Source organism: Bacillus hominis, from assembly GCF_018332515.1.
Lineage (GTDB): Bacteria > Bacillota > Bacilli > Bacillales > Bacillaceae_G > Bacillus_A > Bacillus_A hominis.
Window position 1 is genome coordinate 12,849 of the sequence record NZ_BOQD01000006.1, and the last position, 18,231, is coordinate 31,079.

Consider the following 18,231-nt stretch of genomic DNA (forward strand, 5'->3'; position numbering starts at 1 on the left):
AAAGATGAGCGAAAATTCACTCATCTTTTATTATACTATTTTTTTGTAATATATGCCCATTTATAACTGAAGTCTCCACCAAACGTATGGTTAGCAATACCTTTTACATACGTCTTCTCTAAATACGCTGTACTTTGCTGATACACAGGTGAGATTGCAGCGTCTTGACCAATTAGGATTTTTTCAGCTTCCGCAAGTGCTTTCCAGCGTGCTGCATCATCTTTTAATAGTTCCCCTTTTGATTTTGCTACTAAATCATCATACTTCGGATTAGAATAATCCATTTCATTAAATGAGCTTCCAGTAACGAACATATCAATATAAGTCATTGGATCTGGATAATCTGGACTCCATGCAGATAATGAGAATTCATATTCAAATTTCTTTTCTAAATCTAGCTTCTGCTTATATGGTTGTTGTTTCAAATTCACTTTAATACCAGGTAAATTTTTCTCTAACTCTTCTTTAATAAAGTCGCCCACTTTTTTACGGCTACCGTTATCATCATTTAGAAATTCTACTGTAATTGTATCTTGGCCAAGTTCTTTCTTCGCTTCTTCCCATAATTTTTTTGCTTTTTCTGCATTGTCTTTACTGTCACGGAAATTTTTATTTACAGAACGGAAATCTTTTCCATCTGGTCCTGTCGTAAATTTTTCAGGGACTAAGAAATATGCTGGTAATGAGCCATCATTTAAAATAACATTTGCGATTCCTTTTTTATCATATGCCAGATCAATCGCTTCACGTACTTTTTGGTTTTTAAATGTTGCATTTTTTTGGTTAAAGCGCAAGAAATACATACGTGGATCTAACTTCGTTTTAAATTCATCTGGCTTATTCTTTTTATATTTATCAACAAATTCAGAACTTAAAATAACTCGATCTGCTTGATCACTATCATATAAATTTACTCCCGTGCTCGTTTCCTTCACAATACTTACATTAATTTCTTCTAACTTTACAGTATCTTTATCCCAATAATTAGGGTTTTTCTTTAACTGATAACTTTGCTCATGTTTCCATTCACTCATTGTAAATGGTCCATTGTACAATAATTTGTCTGCTTCTAATGCGTATTTATCCCCCTGTTCTTTCACATATTTTTCATTTAAAGGGAAAAATGTTGGGAATGAAGTAAGTTCAAGGAAATACGGTGCTGGTTGTTCTAATTCTACTACTAACGTTTTATCATCCTTCGCTTTCACTCCTAATTGATCTAACGGTAATTCTCCTTTATTTACTTTCTGTGCATTTTTCACATCAAATAAAATGAATGCATATTCTGCAGCTAGTGCTTTATCTAATGTACGTTGCCATGCATATACAAAATCTTGCGCTCGAACTGGATCGCCGTTTGACCACTTCGCATCACGTAATTCAAATGTATATGTCTTTTTATCTTCACTAATCTTCACATCTTTTGCCATACCTGGAGTTGGCTTATTATCCTTGTCCAAACGATATAACCCTTCCATTGCATTTACAAAGGCACGGAATGATACAGAGTCTGTTGATTTTGATGTATCCATTGAAGGAATTTCTGCTGTTTCTAGTAAGTTTAATACTTGCTTATCTGCTATTCCCTTACCTGCTTCTTTCTTCGTTGTAGATGCCTTCTCCCCACTTCCGCAACCTGCAACTAATACACTAGTCGATAATGCAACTGCAGCAATCGCTGTTACCTTTCTCTTCATTCTTCCTTCCCCCAATCTATATGTATAAATGAAATCCAGTATAATATATATCATTATACAAAAGATTCAGATTATTTCAAATATTATTTTTCACATACAAAAAAAAGAAGCAGATAGAAGGTGCTTCCCATCCGCTTCTTTTTCTATCACTTTTACTTGCAATCCATCCTCTATTTCAAACGGATTTTGGACCTTGAATATTTCTTCCATCATCTTCAAAAACTCTTCTTCATTTTTAGATTCACCGTTAATCGTAAGTGAATATGGCTCAACTTCACCTAATTTATAATCTACAACAAATTGAATCGTCACCTTTTGTCTTGGCATCCCGGTGCTATATCCTTGAAATTCTACTAATTCTAACCCTTCCGTCCCGCGATAATATATCCATCCTGAATTTTGAAAATAATTTTCAAAAGATTCACCTATTGAAAAGAAAGGATATTCATAAAGCGAGCTCGTACGAACTTTTTGTATAATATCTCGATCAGTCGGAAAAAAGAAATGACTGAAAAAAATACTAGCAACTGCTAAAATAGTAACGATTGTCGCTCCCATTTTACTTGTTCCGCCACTATCACGAATGAGATAATTTTCAACCGATTCATCTTTAATTCCCCGTGCTTTTATTCTATATATACGCCTTTCTGCAAATTGATAATATAATCCATTTGCAAAAATCCCCATCCCAAATAGAATAAAAACGAGTAATAAAAACGTGAGAGGCACCATATTAATGATTGGCAATGCTACGTTGAACCCCATATAATAAGAAAATGCATCACATGCTACTAATAACAGTATAAATAAAGCAGCAGGTAAATAATACTTACGATATCCAAGCCAACCTACATTGAAAATAGCAGCCCAACCATTCCAGCTCCACCTAGCAATTCGCTTATTCTCAAGCTCCCATTTTCTTTTGTAATATCGATATTGTCTCCCTACATATACTTCTAATTCTTCGTCTATTAGCGAGCTTTCTTCACCTTGTTCATTATGCAAGTTTCGTTGACAATTTGCACAATTCAACTGATCATTAATACAAGGTCGCCCACAATTTATACATTTCAAAACAATCCCTCTTTCCATCCATACTTCATTTTAAAATGCCTTCATGCTTTAATAACCACTCTTTCCTCCATAAACCACCCGCATACCCAACAAGTTTTCCACTCTTTCCTATTACACGATGACATGGAACGATAATTGAAATTGGATTCCGGCTATTTGCTCCTCCTATCGCTCGTACAGCTTTCGTATTCCCAACCTTCTCCGCAATATCTAAATATGAAACACTTACGCCATATGGTACAGTGTAAAGTGCATCCCATACATTCTTTTGAAATGGTGTTCCTTCAGCAGACAATGTAACTGTAAACTCTTTTCTTTTTCCTTGAAAGTATTCATCTAATTCATTTATACATTGTTCAACAAGTTCATTTTTATGTTCTTCTTTTCTTTCTTCAACAAATATAACAGACGTAATCCCTTTCGTATTCGCTGTAATTTCCAGCAAACCTAATTCACTTTCATAATAAGCCTGATACATATGTCATCCTCCAATCCAATTCATATTAGTCATTGTAACACGAATAGACAAAATTTTTCGTGTTCACGATTACATCCAATATACGCAGTAGATGAAAGGGCAAGGCGTATATTTAATTGACTCTAGTTCTGGTGCAGTTGTTCCAGCACATATTGATATTTATCCTGGTTACCAAATACAATATGCTAAACATATTAAGAAGCATGTTAACATCGCAACTGGTGCGGTAGGATTAATCACAACTGGATCACAAGCAGAGCAAATTTTAAATAATAACGAAGCAGATTTAATTTTTTATCGGACGCGAGTTACTTTGTAATCCATACTTCCCAAGAATAGCCGCCAATGAACTTGGCTTTGAATTAAAAGAACCATATCAGTACCGACGAGCACACGGAAAAATTAAACCTAATAAATAAAACCGAGAAGTTATTCCTCTCGGTTTTACTTATTTTATCTCTATAATATCGTTTGAACTATAAATATGAATACCAGATTCTTCACGTAGCGCTGTTATATACATTCCTTTCGCCACATCTTTAGCTGAAATTGGTTTGTACTTTTTAAAAGCCCCTTTAAATATAAACGGAAGAATACGAGATAATTTCTCAGCCATTCTTTCCCCAAAACGGTATTCTTGTCGATTTCCAACTAATAATGACGGCCTGAAAATATGTATGCCACCAATAACTAGCTTTTTCAGCTCCTCTTCCATTTTCCCCTTCACTTGCGAGTAAAAGAAGAAGGATTTAGGATTTGCTCCCATTGATGAAATAACAAGAAAATTTTGCACGCCTTGTTTTTCAGCTAAACAAGCAGCTCGTAACGTATATTCATAATCTACTTTTTTAAAATTCGCCTTCGATTTCGCTTTTTTAATCGTTGTTCCTAAACAACTAAATACATCATCTACTGCAAAAAACTCTTTATATTCCTCTAATACCGAAAAATCGACCTGTTTCTGCTGTAATTTCTCATGTTTCCATTTCAATGGTTCCCTTACAAAAATAGTAACCGAATCGTAGTAATCTGAGTCAAGTAATAGACGCGTTATTTCTTGTCCAACTAATCCACTTGCACCAAGTACTAACGCTGTTCGCTTATTCATATATATGCATACCTCTTTATTTACTTTTCTCTCCTTTTGCTGAAAGTCGCTAATAGGAGTTTCCGTTTTATTATTTTATCATAAGTAAAGTACTATGCGTAAGCATAGTGCTTTACTTACTCTTTTTTCTTTTCTTTTTCTTCAACTGGCAATTTCGTAATTGTTGTAGCATCACCTAAATTACTTATTAGTTTTCTTAAAAAAATTAAAACAAAAGATAACGGCAAAACAACCGCAAGTATTAAAAAGATAGCCTCCATAATGTAACCCAAGCGCTCATCCCCTTTTTTCTGCTCCCTCCCAATATATGAAAGTAACATTGTCACATATGCACCAATCATAAAAATTAATACCTTTCTTTTTGACAGATTTATAACAAAAACAAATCGTAATGATTATTATTTATTGCAACTTTCATAAAGATGTATTATACTAGGTTCGCGAACTAAAACGTAATTATTCCGTTTTGCATTTAAATGATATTTTTCTTCTATAATTGGGGAAGATATATCGGTAAAAAAAGAAAAGAGGAGAACTTCATGCCTAAAAGATTGACTATATTTTCATTCTTACTTATTTTCACTTTAATTTTTACTGGCTGCTCAAATAAAAAAGAAGATACTGCCAAGAAAGATGGAAAACTAACTGTTTATACAACCATTTTCCCACTTGCTGATTTTGCAAAAAAAATCGGTGGTGATTATGTAAATGTAGAAGCAATTTACCCACCTGGTGCGGATTCTCATACATTTGAACCGAGTCAAAAACAGACTGTACAAATCGCAAAAGCCGATTTATTCGTTTATAACGGCGCAGAATTAGAACCATTTGCCGAAAAACTGGAAAAATCATTAAAAAAAGAAAACGTAAAAGTTGTAAATGCATCTAAAGATATCGAACTTCGTGCTTCATCTGAAGAAGAGCAGCACGATCATGGAGACGGTCATAAAGAAGATGAACATCACCATGATAAAGACCCACACGTTTGGATAGATCCTACTTTGGCGATGAAACAAGCAGAAAAAATTAAAAATGCGCTTGTAGAATTACAACCTGAACATAAAAAAGAGTTCGAAAAAAACTTCGCAGCACTACAAACAAAATTTACTGATTTAGACGATCAATTTAAAGCTGTTGTTGCAAATGCAAAAACGAAAGAAATATTAGTTTCCCATGCAGCTTATGGCTACTGGGAACAACGCTACGGTCTAAAACAAATTCCAATCGCTGGAATTTCAGCGTCTGATGAACCATCTCAAAAACAGCTTGCTGACATTACAAAAACAGTAAAAGAACACGGTTTAAAATATATTTTATTTGAGACATTCTCTACTCCAAAAGTAGCATCAGTTATTCAAAAAGAAACAGGTACAAAAATTTTACGCTTAAATCACCTTGCTACTATTTCTGAGGATGATGCAAAGAACAATAAAGATTACTTCACATTAATGGAAGAAAACGTAAATACTTTAAAAGAAGCAACAAACTAATCAACTATATTTTCTAGGCAGCTGAATATGTCATTCAGCTGCCTTTTTATGTATTTACCCTTGACTTGACCGAAATAACAAGTAAAATTATCCATATTAGCTTTTAAGCTATACTAATTTAGAAGGTGAGTTGGAACTATGAATCTTCACATTTGTGAAGTAACAGCAAATAATTGGCGTTCAGTTGCTGCTTTAGACGTAGCAAAAGACCAGCAGCAATTTATTGAAAGCAATGCATTTTCTTTAGCAGAATCATTATATGAAGAAAACGGAACGTCAGTAGGCTTATATGACAAAGAAACACTCGTTGGATACGCAATGTACGGTTGGTATTCCCAAAAGTATGAAAGCGTATGGTTAGATCGTTTTATGATTGATCAGCATTTTCAAGGAAAAGGATATGCAAAACGTTTCCTTCGCTTATTAATCCAATATTTACAACAAAAATTTGACTGTAAAATAATTTATTTAAGTTTACATCCAGACAACAAACACGCAATGGGACTATATGAGTCATTTGGCTTCCGTTTAAATGGGGATATTGATGACGAGGGCCCAGTTGTAGGTGTTGTAATGGAATTACTTATAGATGAAAATACAAGCCTGTGAAAACAGGCTTTTTATTATTTATTTATTAATGTCACATTTTCTATATTTAATTTCTTCTCCCTATGTGCTTCGCTTTTGCAATCTAGTATTATCTCGGTAAAATGCTCATCCGATTGAATTAGATAAATCATTTGATTGTTTAAACGTATTACTATTTCTTCTTCTTCATTTGTAACATCTGAAAATAGACAACTAATAATGTCTCTATCTTCATTTGTTATTTCTCCATATAATTTCACCGTATTTATTCCTGTAATTCCCTGCTCCAAACTATTTGGATACATATATTTCTCCATATATTCTCTGCTCTTTTGATCGTCCATTTGTTGTAGAAAGAATTGAAACGGCATCCCCTTCATCGGCTTTATGTATGCATTTTTCCACGGCATAGTTTTCTTAAATAAATTAAAAAACCACTTGTATTGTAATGGTTCTGGTTTTGTAATTTCAATTCCACCTTCTATCATTTTCCCATACACTTTATCTATATTTTCAACATCAATTGCCAGTCCGATGAGTCCCCTATGGCCATCACAATATTTCTGAACCCACTCTTGTACCCAACCACCCCCATCTTTTGTTTTTACTCTTACTAATTCTAAATATTCTTTTCCAATCCATATGTTAGATACTTTAAACCCTTTCGTTCCCTTTCCCCATTTCGGAACATATGGAAGCCCGATAGAATGTACATTTTTAATCGTTTCCTTATTTTCTTGTATTTCTTTATTTACATTTATAACAAGATGATCGATTTTCATATTCTTCCCACCACATTTTTAGTTTTTTAATAGTTTCTCTAACCTATGAATAAATCGAAGTTGCATCTCACATTGTTCATACATATTTTCGAAAATTAGTTTCACATACGCTGGCGCGTTATCTTTTAGTCTTTCTCCTTCCCTCATCTCTTCATAAGTAGATCGTATTTCACTTTTCTGCTCTTCTAAAGCTTCTAAAATCTCCTCTCTCATACTCTCTTTTTCTGACAGAAATGTTAACGCTGTATATAGATGTTTCGGAAACATAACTGAAGTTTTTTGAAACGACTCCTTTAATAACCTTTTAAATTCTTGACTTCCCTTTTCTGTAATACAATATATCGTTTTCGACCGTTTTCCGGTCATTTCAATTGCTTTAACTTGAATGAAATTTTCATTTTCCATTTTTTTTAATGCGTGATAAATAGAAGCTGGGAAAACTTCCGCCCATTTATTACTTTGTACCATATTTAGCGCCTGCTGTATTTCATAACCAGATAGCGACTCCCTTTTAGTAAGCAATCCAAGAATCATTAAACGCACCTTTTCTCCCCCTACCTCTAACAAAATACTAAACATTTAGTATTTTCAGATTATTTTAATCCAAATTCCAATTTTAGTAAACAAAAAAGCCTGCAATATACGCAGACTTATTTCACACACTCTTGGAAATGTTCTTGGAACCATTCTTTATTAATATCTTTTCCGATGAACACTACTTCACTTACTCGCTCTTCGCCCTCTTGCCACTCTCTATCATACGAAGCAGCAAATAATGTATGTACACCTTGGAACACAATACGTTTATCTACTCCGGCAATAGATAATATCCCTTTGTAACGATATAAATACTCCCCTAGCTCTTGCACGACAGCTGACATCCACTCATTCAGTTTTTGTAAATCTAACGGACGCTCTTCACGTAATACAAATGATTTTACACCTTCTAGATGATTATGTTCTTTATGAGGATAAATTTGTAACGTATCTTTCGTTTTAAACGTTTGAATTTGTAGTAATGATGCAATATCTACTTCACAGTTAGTCGTCTCAATTAATTTTGCAGTTGGATTAATTCCTTGTAGCTCATGCAGAAGATTTTCCTTTTCACTTTCGTCAATTAAATCTAATTTATTTACTAAAACGACATCTGCAAATGCAATTTGCTCTTTTGCTTCTAGTCCTTTTTCAAAATGTTTATGTATATGATAACTATCTACTACTGTTACAACACCGTTAATTTGGTATGCAGATTGAATAACAGGATCTAAAAAGAATGTTTGAATAATCGGACCTGGATTTGCAAGGCCAGTCGTTTCAATTACTAAGCCATCAAAGTCCATTTTCCCTTCCGCTTTTACGTCCAGTAATTGTTTTAAAGCTACGAGTAAATCTTCACGTACAGTACAGCATAGACAACCGTTTGTCATTTCCATAATTTCTTCTTCAACGTTCATAATCAACTGATTATCGATACCAATTTGTCCTATTTCATTTACAATCACCGCTAATTTCTTACCGTGATCCTCTGATAAAATACGATTTAATAAAGTCGTTTTCCCTGATCCAAGAAAACCAGTTAATATTGTTACTGGAATCATTTCGTACATCTCCTTATAGCTATATGTTTCTACATTATAGCATATAGAGAAAATCGTTTTTGTAGCAAAACATATTTATTGTATGTAAGACCCTGTAACTATATAATAATATGTAGCAAGAAAGCCTTTTCAAAAAAACGATACTATTCATCAAGGGGGTACTTATAATGGAACGAGTTCAAATGGCCGAAACTCTAGAATTTTCTCGTATTATTCAAGGATTTTGGCGTTTAGCAGAATGGAATATGACGAAACAAGAATTACTTTCTTTTATTGAATCTTGTATGGATATGGGGATAACTACTTTCGATCACGCTGATATTTATGGTGGATATACGTGTGAAGGATTGTTTGGCGAAGCGTTACAACTCAAGCCTTCCTTACGCGAAAACATGCAAATTGTCACAAAATGTGGAATCGCTCCCCCATCACCGAAATTTCCAGAGCGATATGTTGCTCACTACAACACGAGTGCTGAACATATCATAAAGAGCGCGGAGGATTCATTACAAAACTTACATACAGATTATATTGATGTATTGCTCATTCACCGCCCTGATCCATTTATGGACCCAAATGAAGTGGCCGAAGCGTTCTCACGCTTAAAGCAAGAAGGAAAAGTTCGTCACTTCGGTGTTTCTAACTTTTTACCTTCTCAATTTAATATGTTAAGTTCATATTTAGATTTCCCGCTCATTACAAATCAAATTGAAGTATCTGCGATGCAGCTTGAGCATTTTGAAAAAGGTACGATTGATTTATGCCAAGAAAAACGAATCAATCCAATGATTTGGTCACCTCTTGCTGGTGGAGAAATCTTTACTGGCCAATCAGAACGCGCCGTACGTGTACGTGAAACTTTACAAAAAATTGCTACTGTGCTAGGTGTTGATAGCATCGATACTGTTATGTATGCATGGTTACTTGCTCATCCAGCTAAAATGATGCCAATTGTTGGCTCTGGCAAATTAGATCGAGTAAAAACGGCTGCAATGGCAACAAAAGTTAATTTAGACCGCCAACAATGGTTTACAATTTTCGAGAGCTCTAACGGTCATCCTGTACCATAATATAAAAAAAGAAGAGCTATTTTCTTACAGCTCTTCTTTTTCATATGTATTTCTCGTCATTGCAAATACACACATATCTTTTAATCCATTTCCATCTACCGCAACACTGGCACTTTCTAAAATCCCCTCTAATTTAAAACCTAATTTCTCAGGTATCGCTCTACTCTTCTTATTTAGAGAATCACAACGAATTTCTACGCGGTTTGCTTTTAGTTCAGAAAAAGCGTAATCTGTTATACCATTCGCAGCCTCTACCATATAGCCCTTTCCACTAAACCTTGAATCAATCCAATACCCGATTTCAAATTGAGGTATATCCCAATTAATACGATGTAATCCGGCAGATGCAATAAATTCACCTGTTTCTTTCGAAAAAACTAGTAATCTCAAATCCTCACGCTGCAAAAATTGAATATGTGATTTTCTAATACTCTCTTCTAGTTCTTCCGCTGTTTGCTCTTTTTGTGCAAAAGCCATCCAAGGTTTTAATTCTTGCATTGAAGCTTGAATTGCATCATATACAACTTTACCATCACCTGGTTTTGGCATTCGAATTAAAAGCCTTTCAGTATAAAATTCAGAAGGAAAATCGAATAATAATGGATTCAAAGTAAACACTCCCCATAATTCTTTTATATTTAATACTATCCATCTCAAGGTATATAGTAAAGAAATTTCCGAATTTTACACCTTTCACGCATTCACATCTACGGCCACACGAACTCCGGATTCAATCGCACCTTGAATCCATCCGTGATACAGCGTTGTATGATCTCCAGCAAAGTATATTCTCCCCTCAGGTTTTACAATGACTGGCTGTAATTCAGATTCTTGACCAGCTTGAAAAAGAGCAAACCCTCCAAGTGCATATGGATCTAATGTCCAACTTTTTGATATTCCAGACATGAACTCATCATATACTTGACCGCCTAATATTGTTGCTAAATTTTGTAGTGTGTAATAGATACGATCACCCTTTGATAAACCATCCCACAACAACGCATCATAAGACCATGTATAGCTTCCTAACATCATAGCAGGTCCTTTCTCTCCAATTCCATGACTTGGATAATAGGCGTAACGAATTGGCAAATCCGTTATAATTCTACCACCTAATTGCCCTTGTTCTTCCCAAAAACGACTTTTAAATTGAATCCCTATTTTTGTAGCCGGCATATAATGCAATTCGCGAATTGTTTTCCACTTCGCATGAGATATCGAATCAAATGGATCTACTTCTACAAATCGCATTGTTGAAAAAGGAATTGTAACAATAACTAAATCGCCAGTTATACTACTATATTCAAAAGTTTCCTCGTTCCGATAGAAAGCAGTCACACCGTTATCATGTTGATGTAGCTTCATTAATTTTTGATTATAAATAATATTTTCTTCTAATTGTGGTAAAAACGACTTTGGTAATCTATCATTTCCACCTATAATTTCACAAAATCCACTTTCCTCTTGCATAATGTATAAAAAGCGTAACGTCTCTACGAATGATCTTTCCAAAAAACCTTCTAAGTCTAATAGAACACCAATCATCTCAATCGTTACTGGCGAAAAGTACGTATTATATTGATAAGGGTGATACTTTAAAAATTGTCCTGTAGAGTATCTCCCAAAATCCTTTACTACTACATCCCAATTTTTCTCTGGGTTCTTTTTTATAAAGTTTATAATGGGCTGTACCGCTAACAGTAAAAGTTCCTCAGACGTTTTCCCGACTTCATTCATTTCCACAGGATATCTTAAAATACTTGGATCTTTTTCGTATTGTTTCAACGTCGTTTTCCGACCATTTACGTAAATAATATCTGTCTCATTCCTATTAATAAAAGGGCTCACTTGTAGCCCAAACTTTCTTATATATGCCATCGTTAATGTATGCGCATACGGAATTCTCATTGCTCCAACATCTAAATATAATCCGGTATCTTCCATTCTAACTGTCTCTATACGGCCACCTACCCGGTTGTTTGCTTCAAAAATCTTCACTTCATGTCCTGCCACTTTTAATAAAGATGCCGAAACTAATCCAGCCATACCAGCCCCTACTACAATAATTTGTTTCGGACGTGTCGTCTTTTTCAATCCTTTATCTATAACTTTTAACGTTTCATCCATCTCAGTGTTATACATTATATCTTTCTGCACAATTCCACCCCTTACTTCATGAAATACGAATTAGTGGTTTAGTGCATTTTATTCATAAATTCACTTAAACATAACACCGTCACAATTTGAAAATTCACTAAAAATACATAAGGTACAGCTCTCCCACTTCCACATACTTCATATTATAAACATACAGATAGTAACTGTATGGAAAGGGTGGATACACATGAAACGTACTTACGATTATCATGCTACAAAAAAACATTTAGAATTAAAGAAACAGCAGCTATGTAAAAAACTCACTAGCATTAAACTAACTGAAGAAGAACGCAAGCAAATACATTTAGAAATTGATAACTACGAATATATTTTAAACTTAGTCGAAATGAATCATTATGAACGGGGATTCTCTCGTTAAAAGTGGATATAAGATTATCTGCTTTTCATTTTGAGCATTTTATTACGCATTTTTCGTAAGCAAATATATAATAGGATGTACATTAAGATTGAGAGGTATATTCTATGATCAAATTAAGTGTATTAGACCAATCACCTATTTCAGATGGTAGCACAGCAGCCCAAGCTTTTTCACATACAGTTACGCTTGCACAAGAAGTTGAAAAACTAGGATTTACACGTTTTTGGGTATCCGAGCATCATAATTCCGTGAGCCTAGCTGGTTCAAGCCCAGAAATACTTATTTCTCATATTGCAGCAAAAACGGATCGTATTAGAGTTGGTTCGGGTGGTGTTATGTTGCCACATTATAGCCCATATAAAGTTGCCGAGAATTTCCGCGTTTTAGAAGCACTTTATCCAAATCGCATCGACCTCGGTGTTGGTAGAGCACCTGGTGGTATGCCAATAGCAACTCGCGCACTTCAAGAAGGAAAAATGGTCTCACTTGATCAATACCCAGAGCAAATTGCAGATGTCGCAATGTACTTACATGATCAAGTACCAGAAAACCATCATTATGCAAACTTAAAGGCTACTCCAGTTATCACAACATCACCCGAAATGTGGATGCTCGGTTCTAGCGGGGAGAGCGCTAAAATTGCGGCGAACAATGGCGCTTCTTTCGCATTCGCGCAATTTATTAATGGCTTCGGGGGTCCAGAAGTTATGAGGGCTTATCAGGAACAATTTCACCCTTCCTTTTTAGGAGATAAACCAAAATCGATCGTCGCTATTTTTGTTATTTGCGGAGAAACAAATGAAGAAGCGGAAAGAATTGCTTCTAGTTTAGATCTATCAATCTTATTACTAGAGCAAGGAAAACGAACGACTGGTACTCCTTCTATCGAAACTGCTCAAAATTATTCATACAGTGCTTATGATTTATTCCGTATAAAAGAAAATCGTGAACGTATGATTGTCGGAGACCCTTCCTATGTTAAAGAAAAAATAGTAAATTTAAGCAAAGCATACAATACTGACGAATTTATGATTGTCACGATTACTCATCGATTTGAAGATAAATTAAATTCTTATCGCTTATTGGCAGACGCTTTTAATTTATAATAACGAAAGGGAGATGCATCACATATGATGCATCTCCCTTTCTTACTACCAATCAATCGTTTTTGCTTCCTATATATTCAATAGCTTCTTTTAATAACTCATCAAAATTATTAGGATAATCATGATTTAAGTTAGGCACAACTTTATACTGATGTTCTATATTTTTATCCTTTAATAACTTTACAAATTGCTGTGTACATTCGAAACAATCTTCATCTTGATCCCCACATATTATATATCCTTTTATGCTTTTATCATGTAATATTCCAATCATTTCTTCCCATTCTTCCATTTCCGGGAGCCACGGTGCCACAAAAATAAAACCGTTCACTTCTAGTTCGCCTTGTAACATGGAATGTAACGCTACTCTTGCCCCAGCAGAAAATCCACCAATAATACTATTTTTAAAAGTATTACTTACTATAAGTTTATCATAAAGTCCTTTTAACTCTTCTCTTCCTCTTTCTATATCATCCCAAACATATCCATCTGAAAATTGAATTTGAGATGATTGAGACAATGCTAGCATATAATCTTGTTCCAAAGCAGATTTCCAATAGGGTTCTACTATTTGTATATTTTCTTGATCTCCATGCATTGTGATTAGTAGATTTTCCTTTTTCTTGCTGCCTATAAATTTCACATCAACTTGTTCCGATGCCGTTGCTACTTCCTCTCTTTCTTTACATAATTGAACCATCATATGAAACTCTTCATATTTATGAAGTGATTTTAAATCGTCGTCTGAAATTAAATACTCACTTCCATACCAAAATCCATTCACTATAATTGCTTCCTTCATTAAATGCAACGCTTCTTTTTCAAGCCCTGCTGCACTTGCTAGCGCATATTTAAAATTATATATTTGTGCTTCATTACCCATTACACCTTTAGCGTTTTTCATAATATAAGAATATGCTTCAAAACTTCCTTTATTTGCATAACAATGTAACGTTTCATTTAATAACTTAATATAAGTCATACTATTTTTCATATAGAAATTCCTCCGTAACCTTTTATAATAATTGTTTCTCCAATCTTCCTATCATTCTAGGATCACGGTATAAGTAGGTAAATTCTACAATTCAACTTAACAATACCTGATTCTCAGAATGATCTTTAATAATTAATGTATGTATACGCATAATACACCACTCCTTCCTATCCACTAATTGTAGTATACAGTTAAATAAACTGAATAATCAATATTCTGACAACAAAAAAAGACAACAATATATTATTGTTGTTCTCATAACATCTACCCACTATGCTTTTTTTTCTTATCTGGTTTACTTGAAACTAAATAATGCTTTTCTGAAATATATAAGTTTCTTTTTAATATACGATTTAAATATGGTCCTAGTTTCACTCCGCATATGAGGCGTTCTTCGCTATCTTCAACAATTGGGAACATTTCTTTTTCTGTTACATATTGATCTACGGCCTTTTGTACGATATCAATTTCTTTAACTAGGTTTAAATTTTCTTCTGTATGTTCAAATACTTCAAGCGTTTCCTTCGTTATCAGAAAAAAATTTGTTGGAAATGCAGGTAAATAAGGCTTTAACAAATCATAATTTACTGTGTAATCATCATTTACTAAGACTGTATAAACGATATTAGCATTCGTTTCTAGAAACTTAGCCATCGCTTGCTCTAATTCATCTTTCGTAATTTCCCTATCTTCTTTTCCAGTTCTGAAAAAGCGAAACATCATATCGCCTCCTTTTTACTATATTATAGCATAAAAGAAAACTGAAAAATTATAAAAAACTCTATTGAAAGAATTTTTCGATAGAGTTTTTCTTTAATCAATTTATGTTTATTTTAAGAATGCACTTAACATCCATACATGTTGTTCTAATGTCGTATGAATTGCTAATAACATATCAGCTGACGTTTCATCACCAGCTTCATCAGCTACTTCCATACCTTCTTTTAATTCTTGAATAAGTGCAGAAAAATCGTTTACTAAAGTTTGTACCATTTCTTCTGCAGACTCTTTGCTTGTCCCTTCGATTACAGTTGAAGTTGCTAAATACTCTTTCATTGTCGCTAACGGTTTTCCTTCTAATGCTAAAATACGCTCTGCTAACTCATCAATGTACGTTCCTGCTTCATTATAAAACTCTTCAAATTTCTCATGTAATGTAAAGAAGTGCGGCCCTGTCACATACCAATGATAATTATGCAGTTTCACATATAATACATTCCAGTTTGCTACCTGCTTGTTTAATACTTCAACAACATTTGTTTTCGTACTCATACAATCCACTCCTCTTATCATTTTATAATTATTATCTTTTAATAACTCAACTACATTTTACCATACATTTCCTACACTTTCGAATGAACAGCTATATGTAACAAAGTTTTAACAACCTTAATATTTCCCCAATATCATATAATTCATGTATTCTTTCAACTACTTCATATGTCTAATTGTCCAAGCTCACACATATGCATAATAGTAAGTCAAGCTCATCATAGAAGAAAGAGGGATAACATGGACAATCAACAATGGCAAGTAGCAAAGAAAGTCGCTGCTACTTATATCGGAACGGTCGTTGGAGCTGGATTTGCTACTGGGCGAGAAATTGTTGAGTTTTTTACAGTTAACGGATTGTACGGGACCATTGGCATATGTATAAGTGGATTTTTTTTTATTTGGCTCGGTACAAAGATGATGTTACTGTCATCACAAATCGGGGCATTTTCAGCGCAAGAATTTAACAAATATTTATTTGGGGATGTATTTGGAAATGTCGTAAATACTTTATTATTACTCGTATTATTTGGCGTAACTAGCGTTATGTTATCAGGAGCCGGAGCAGTATTTGAAGAACAACTCCGTCTCCCGAGACAACTTGGTATTTTCATCACAGTCATCGCCTGCCTCATTATTGGGAGCCGGGGATTACAAGGTGTTTTTGAAGTGAATACACTTGTCGTACCTATTATGATGATTTTTATTATCGGACTTGCTATTACAACCTTTATTCATGGTACAACTCCTATTATTGACACCATTCCTACAGAAAGTTGGAATATGAAATGGATTACTAGCCCTATTACATATGTCGCATTAAATCTTTCTCTCGCCCAAAGTGTTCTCGTCCCATTGGCCAGTGAAGTAAAAGATCGAAAAGCTATTTTATGGGGTGGTATTTTAGGAGGCGCGGGGCTTTGCTTTATTTTATTATGTAGCCATTTAGCAATATTATCAGTTGAACAATTTAATCAATATAACATCCCAATGGCTGAAGTTGTAAGAAGGTTTAATGCAACTTTCCATTTTTTCTTTGTTCTTATCATTTTTGGTGAAGTATTCACAACATTAGTTGGGAATATATTCGGAATGACAAAACAAATGCAATCCATTACCGGATGGAAAAGTAATAACATTATTTACTTCATATTACTAATTAGTTATTGCTTTAGTTTCATCGGATATAGTGAATTACTTCATATTCTATACCCTATTATCGGTTGGGTGAGCATCATTTTGCTACCGATTATTGCCTTTAAACAACTTCAAAAAACATGAAAAAACATCCATGTATACGGATGTTTTTTCATGTTCATTCACATTCTTCACATACTTCCCAGTACGGCCCCATTTCTACTGCAAGATATGGCTTTAATTGCAAACGAATCATTCGACTTGGCATGCGTTCTAATACGAATTGAATGCCTTCTTCCTCTTCATCTAACTCAACTTTTGAAATAGCAATTCTTTGCATAGTAGTAATGGGGCTTCCATCTTTATATAAAGTGATTTTCACCTCATCATACTCATTAAAATACAATTCAACATTCATTTGCTTTTTTAACATTTCATCAACAATTTCATAATTATCATTTTGTTCCTGGATTATATATTTCCAGCCGCCTCTATCCAATTCTATCGGAGCAGCTTGGAATAATGTCATCAAATCCTCGTATAGCATAAGATAACCCCTCTCTTACTAAAAAACGATGAGTATTTATATACCCTTTATCTCTATCACTATCCATGCTTATTGTACCATATATCACAAATCTTACCGCATTCATTTGCTTTATAAACATATATAAAACATATAGTATTTTTAATTCATTCTCCACTCACTAGTGTAGCTCTTTACTGACAAATTATCTCTTACCTCATTTCTTTAACACTACCTATAAAGTGAAATTTTAATCATTGGGTGTTTTGTCCATCCCACACTAATCGGGCTTTTATGGACAGCCCGACTCCCACCAATAGCAGGATAAACATTTCGGATTCTACATAAAAAAGAAGAGTGACTTATATCACTCTCCTCTCAAAAGAATTTTCCCGTCGCTGCTAATGCTAAAACTATAATTAGCCCTGCAAATAATAGCGATACAATTAAACTAAAAATCGGTAATACTTTCTTTTCATTCTTCTTAGATAATAGCCTTAAACTAAGAATGATGTTTAATGGTACAAATATAAAATAAAAATATTTAACGATTTGTAATGAGCTATTTGAAAGTGTTTTAAATACAAACACTTCAATTAAAAAAACAACAAAGAATAAAATACTTAACCAAAACGAGACATAACTAAGCCAAGAATGCCTTTTCGTTCCCCAATACACTCCCATAATAATCTCCTTTATACGTAGTCTGTATGGTATTGATTATACACCCACTTAACAAATTCCTCTATTTTTCGACAAACATTAAATAAAG

General features: G+C 34.0%; 21 protein-coding genes and 1 pseudogene. 7 read left to right on the forward strand and 15 right to left on the reverse strand.

Annotated elements, in window-relative coordinates:
* Positions 1-35 precede the first annotated feature (35 nt).
* The 3 genes from KI356_RS01060 to KI356_RS01070 form a co-directional block, all read right to left on the reverse strand.
* The gene (locus tag KI356_RS01060; RefSeq protein ID WP_212934603.1) at positions 36-1,697 is read right to left on the reverse strand and encodes a peptide ABC transporter substrate-binding protein; all 1,662 of its coding nucleotides are present in this window, start codon (positions 1,695-1,697) and stop codon (positions 36-38) included.
* A 90-nt stretch (positions 1,698-1,787) separates the two neighbouring features.
* Entirely contained in the window at positions 1,788-2,771 is a 984-nt protein-coding gene (locus KI356_RS01065; protein WP_212934604.1) for a DUF2628 domain-containing protein, read from the reverse strand.
* Positions 2,772-2,796: 25 nt separating this feature from the next.
* Positions 2,797-3,249 carry a methylated-DNA--[protein]-cysteine S-methyltransferase gene (locus KI356_RS01070; RefSeq protein ID WP_212934605.1) on the reverse strand — a complete coding sequence of 151 codons (453 nt, stop codon included), beginning with the start codon at positions 3,247-3,249 and terminating at the stop codon, positions 2,797-2,799.
* Between the two features lie 61 nt (positions 3,250-3,310).
* Between KI356_RS01070 and KI356_RS01075 the strand changes: the two are divergent.
* Positions 3,311-3,668 (forward strand): annotated as a pseudogene (locus tag KI356_RS01075) (oxidoreductase); the annotation flags it as partial.
* A gap of 29 nt (positions 3,669-3,697) precedes the next feature.
* On the opposite strand, the gene KI356_RS01080 reads toward KI356_RS01075, so the two are convergent.
* Both KI356_RS01080 and KI356_RS01085 read right to left on the reverse strand, forming a co-directional pair.
* Positions 3,698-4,357, reverse strand: a complete 660-nt coding sequence (locus KI356_RS01080; RefSeq protein ID WP_212934606.1) for an oxidoreductase — start codon at positions 4,355-4,357, stop codon at positions 3,698-3,700.
* Between the two features lie 116 nt (positions 4,358-4,473).
* Positions 4,474-4,698 (reverse strand): hypothetical protein, encoded by a 225-nt coding sequence (locus KI356_RS01085; protein WP_002118555.1) that lies wholly within the window; start codon positions 4,696-4,698, stop codon positions 4,474-4,476.
* A gap of 198 nt (positions 4,699-4,896) precedes the next feature.
* Here KI356_RS01085 and KI356_RS01090 point away from each other — a divergent pair, with 198 nt between their 5' ends.
* Both KI356_RS01090 and KI356_RS01095 read left to right on the forward strand, forming a co-directional pair.
* On the forward strand, positions 4,897-5,847 hold the full coding sequence (locus KI356_RS01090) for a metal ABC transporter substrate-binding protein (RefSeq protein ID WP_212934607.1): 951 nt from the start codon (positions 4,897-4,899) through the stop codon (positions 5,845-5,847).
* Positions 5,848-5,985: 138 nt separating this feature from the next.
* Positions 5,986-6,456, forward strand: coding sequence for a GNAT family N-acetyltransferase (locus KI356_RS01095; RefSeq protein ID WP_128281326.1), 471 nt, complete (start codon positions 5,986-5,988; stop codon positions 6,454-6,456).
* Positions 6,457-6,470: 14 nt separating this feature from the next.
* On the opposite strand, the gene KI356_RS01100 is transcribed toward KI356_RS01095, so the two are convergent.
* From KI356_RS01100 to KI356_RS01110, 3 genes are all read right to left on the reverse strand, one after another.
* Entirely contained in the window at positions 6,471-7,217 is a 747-nt protein-coding gene (locus KI356_RS01100; protein WP_128281327.1) for a VOC family protein, read from the reverse strand.
* Between the two features lie 18 nt (positions 7,218-7,235).
* Positions 7,236-7,760 (reverse strand): PadR family transcriptional regulator, encoded by a 525-nt coding sequence (locus tag KI356_RS01105; protein ID WP_212934608.1) that lies wholly within the window; start codon positions 7,758-7,760, stop codon positions 7,236-7,238.
* A gap of 107 nt (positions 7,761-7,867) precedes the next feature.
* Positions 7,868-8,818 carry a CobW family GTP-binding protein gene (locus KI356_RS01110; RefSeq protein ID WP_212934609.1) on the reverse strand — a complete coding sequence of 317 codons (951 nt, stop codon included), beginning with the start codon at positions 8,816-8,818 and terminating at the stop codon, positions 7,868-7,870.
* 167 nt (positions 8,819-8,985) lie between these two features.
* Between KI356_RS01110 and KI356_RS01115 the strand changes: the two genes are divergently transcribed.
* Positions 8,986-9,888, forward strand: a complete 903-nt coding sequence (locus tag KI356_RS01115; RefSeq protein ID WP_128281330.1) for an aldo/keto reductase — start codon at positions 8,986-8,988, stop codon at positions 9,886-9,888.
* 24 nt (positions 9,889-9,912) lie between these two features.
* On the opposite strand, the gene KI356_RS01120 is transcribed toward KI356_RS01115, so the two are convergent.
* Complete coding sequence (locus KI356_RS01120) at positions 9,913-10,497, reverse strand: GNAT family N-acetyltransferase (protein WP_212934610.1); 585 nt, start codon at positions 10,495-10,497, stop codon at positions 9,913-9,915.
* An 84-nt stretch (positions 10,498-10,581) separates the two neighbouring features.
* Positions 10,582-12,045, reverse strand: coding sequence for a flavin monoamine oxidase family protein (locus tag KI356_RS01125; protein ID WP_212934611.1), 1,464 nt, complete (start codon positions 12,043-12,045; stop codon positions 10,582-10,584).
* A 187-nt stretch (positions 12,046-12,232) separates the two neighbouring features.
* Here KI356_RS01125 and KI356_RS01130 point away from each other — a divergent pair, with 187 nt between their 5' ends.
* Positions 12,233-12,424, forward strand: a complete 192-nt coding sequence (locus KI356_RS01130; protein WP_002118539.1) for a DUF3896 family protein — start codon at positions 12,233-12,235, stop codon at positions 12,422-12,424.
* 104 nt (positions 12,425-12,528) lie between these two features.
* Complete coding sequence (locus KI356_RS01135) at positions 12,529-13,530, forward strand: LLM class flavin-dependent oxidoreductase (protein ID WP_212934612.1); 1,002 nt, start codon at positions 12,529-12,531, stop codon at positions 13,528-13,530.
* Between the two features lie 52 nt (positions 13,531-13,582).
* On the opposite strand, the gene KI356_RS01140 is transcribed toward KI356_RS01135, so the two are convergent.
* From KI356_RS01140 to KI356_RS01150, 3 genes are all read right to left on the reverse strand, one after another.
* Positions 13,583-14,524, reverse strand: coding sequence for an alpha/beta hydrolase (locus KI356_RS01140; protein WP_212934613.1), 942 nt, complete (start codon positions 14,522-14,524; stop codon positions 13,583-13,585).
* Positions 14,525-14,788: 264 nt separating this feature from the next.
* Positions 14,789-15,244, reverse strand: coding sequence for a DUF3939 domain-containing protein (locus tag KI356_RS01145; protein WP_128281335.1), 456 nt, complete (start codon positions 15,242-15,244; stop codon positions 14,789-14,791).
* A gap of 108 nt (positions 15,245-15,352) precedes the next feature.
* Positions 15,353-15,796, reverse strand: a complete 444-nt coding sequence (locus KI356_RS01150) for a Dps family protein (protein WP_002118526.1) — start codon at positions 15,794-15,796, stop codon at positions 15,353-15,355.
* Positions 15,797-16,036: 240 nt separating this feature from the next.
* Between KI356_RS01150 and KI356_RS01155 the strand changes: the two genes are divergently transcribed.
* Positions 16,037-17,077, forward strand: coding sequence for a YkvI family membrane protein (locus tag KI356_RS01155; protein WP_212934614.1), 1,041 nt, complete (start codon positions 16,037-16,039; stop codon positions 17,075-17,077).
* 34 nt (positions 17,078-17,111) lie between these two features.
* Here KI356_RS01155 and KI356_RS01160 read toward each other — a convergent pair whose 3' ends face one another.
* A complete protein-coding gene (locus KI356_RS01160) occupies positions 17,112-17,480 on the reverse strand; it encodes a DUF3979 family protein (protein ID WP_016129214.1) in 369 nt (122 codons plus the stop codon).
* Between the two features lie 357 nt (positions 17,481-17,837).
* Positions 17,838-18,143, reverse strand: coding sequence for a hypothetical protein (locus tag KI356_RS01165; RefSeq protein ID WP_128281336.1), 306 nt, complete (start codon positions 18,141-18,143; stop codon positions 17,838-17,840).
* Positions 18,144-18,231: the final 88 nt, after the last annotated feature.

Coding starts and splice junctions, on each gene's coding strand:
- KI356_RS01150 (WP_002118526.1), bottom strand. CDS start 15,796: ATGAGTACGAAAACAAATGTTGTTGAAGTATTAAACAAGCAGGTAGCA.
- KI356_RS01145 (WP_128281335.1), bottom strand. CDS start 15,244: ATGTTTCGCTTTTTCAGAACTGGAAAAGAAGATAGGGAAATTACGAAA.
- KI356_RS01110 (WP_212934609.1), bottom strand. CDS start 8,818: ATGATTCCAGTAACAATATTAACTGGTTTTCTTGGATCAGGGAAAACG.
- KI356_RS01140 (WP_212934613.1), bottom strand. CDS start 14,524: ATGAAAAATAGTATGACTTATATTAAGTTATTAAATGAAACGTTACAT.
- KI356_RS01095 (WP_128281326.1), top strand. CDS start 5,986: ATGAATCTTCACATTTGTGAAGTAACAGCAAATAATTGGCGTTCAGTT.
- KI356_RS01160 (WP_016129214.1), bottom strand. CDS start 17,480: ATGCTATACGAGGATTTGATGACATTATTCCAAGCTGCTCCGATAGAA.
- KI356_RS01130 (WP_002118539.1), top strand. CDS start 12,233: ATGAAACGTACTTACGATTATCATGCTACAAAAAAACATTTAGAATTA.
- KI356_RS01155 (WP_212934614.1), top strand. CDS start 16,037: ATGGACAATCAACAATGGCAAGTAGCAAAGAAAGTCGCTGCTACTTAT.
- KI356_RS01165 (WP_128281336.1), bottom strand. CDS start 18,143: ATGGGAGTGTATTGGGGAACGAAAAGGCATTCTTGGCTTAGTTATGTC.
- KI356_RS01060 (WP_212934603.1), bottom strand. CDS start 1,697: ATGAAGAGAAAGGTAACAGCGATTGCTGCAGTTGCATTATCGACTAGT.
- KI356_RS01070 (WP_212934605.1), bottom strand. CDS start 3,249: ATGTATCAGGCTTATTATGAAAGTGAATTAGGTTTGCTGGAAATTACA.
- KI356_RS01085 (WP_002118555.1), bottom strand. CDS start 4,698: ATGATTGGTGCATATGTGACAATGTTACTTTCATATATTGGGAGGGAG.
- KI356_RS01135 (WP_212934612.1), top strand. CDS start 12,529: ATGATCAAATTAAGTGTATTAGACCAATCACCTATTTCAGATGGTAGC.
- KI356_RS01115 (WP_128281330.1), top strand. CDS start 8,986: ATGGAACGAGTTCAAATGGCCGAAACTCTAGAATTTTCTCGTATTATT.
- KI356_RS01100 (WP_128281327.1), bottom strand. CDS start 7,217: ATGAAAATCGATCATCTTGTTATAAATGTAAATAAAGAAATACAAGAA.
- KI356_RS01090 (WP_212934607.1), top strand. CDS start 4,897: ATGCCTAAAAGATTGACTATATTTTCATTCTTACTTATTTTCACTTTA.
- KI356_RS01080 (WP_212934606.1), bottom strand. CDS start 4,357: ATGAATAAGCGAACAGCGTTAGTACTTGGTGCAAGTGGATTAGTTGGA.